General features: G+C 66.4%; 2 protein-coding genes. Both read left to right on the forward strand.

Annotation, left to right across the window (positions count from 1 at the left end; translation table 11 throughout):
* Positions 1 to 780, forward strand: a 780-nt coding sequence (locus GD429_RS40005; RefSeq protein ID WP_152865741.1) for a zinc-binding dehydrogenase, incomplete at its 5' end; no start/stop codon positions are given.
* Between the two features lie 16 nt (positions 781 to 796).
* A partial coding sequence (locus GD429_RS40010; protein ID WP_265334724.1) for an alpha/beta hydrolase-fold protein occupies positions 797 to 1,146 on the forward strand: 350 nt, incomplete at its 3' end.

Consider the following 1,146-nt stretch of genomic DNA (forward strand, 5'->3'; position numbering starts at 1 on the left):
CGCGCGACGCAGGGCAAGGGCCTGATGCCCGACGCGACGTCGCGCTTCTCGCTCGACGGCAAGCCGCTGTTCCACTACATGGGCACGTCGACGTTCTCGAACTACATCGTCGTGCCCGAGATCGCGGTCGCGAAGGTGCGCGAGGACGCGCCGTTCGACAAGATCTGCTACATCGGCTGCGGCGTGACGACGGGCGTCGGCGCGGTGGTCTACTCGGCGAAGGTCGAGGCCGGTGCGAACGTCGTCGTGTTCGGCCTCGGCGGGATCGGCCTGAACGTGATCCAGGGCGCGAAGATGGTCGGCGCGGACAAGATCATCGGCGTCGACATCAACCCGAAGCGCGTCGAGCTCGCGAAGAAGTTCGGGATGACGCACTTCATCAACCCGAACGAAGTCGAGAACGTCGTCGACCACATCGTGCAGCTGACCGACGGCGGCGCCGACTACTCGTTCGAATGCGTCGGCAACGTGAAGCTGATGCGCCAGGCGCTCGAGTGCACGCACAAGGGCTGGGGCCAATCGTTCATCATCGGCGTGGCTGCGGCCGGCGAGGAAATCAGCACGCGTCCGTTCCAACTGGTGACGGGCCGCGAGTGGAAGGGCTCGGCGTTCGGCGGCGCGCGCGGCCGCACCGACGTGCCGAAGATCGTCGACTGGTACATGGAAGGCAAGATCAACATCGACGACCTGATCACGCACACGCTGCCGCTCGAGCGGATCAACGAAGGCTTCGACCTGATGAAGCAGGGCGAGTCGATCCGCTCGGTCGTGCTGTACTGACCGGGAGCGCACCGTCATGCTCGAACTCGTTTCCTCGCATGCGTGCCACGGCGGCGAGCAGCGCTTTTATCGCCACGATTCGACGGCGATCGGCCTGCCGATGAAGTTCTCGGTGTACCTGCCGCCGCAGGCCGTGCACGGCCGCGTGCCGGCGCTGTTCTATCTCGCGGGCCTCACCTGCACCGACGAGACGTTTGCGATCAAGGCCGGCGCGCAGCAATACGCGGCGCAGCACGGCGTCGCGCTCGTGATGCCCGACACGAGCCCGCGCGGCGCGGGTGTGCCGGGCGAGACCGATGCGTGGGACTTCGGCGTCGGCGCGGGTTTCTACGTCGATGCGACCGAAGCGCCGTGGTCCACGCATTA

The organism is Burkholderia sp. BE17, from assembly GCF_009362305.1.
GTDB lineage: Bacteria > Pseudomonadota > Gammaproteobacteria > Burkholderiales > Burkholderiaceae > Burkholderia > Burkholderia pyrrocinia_C.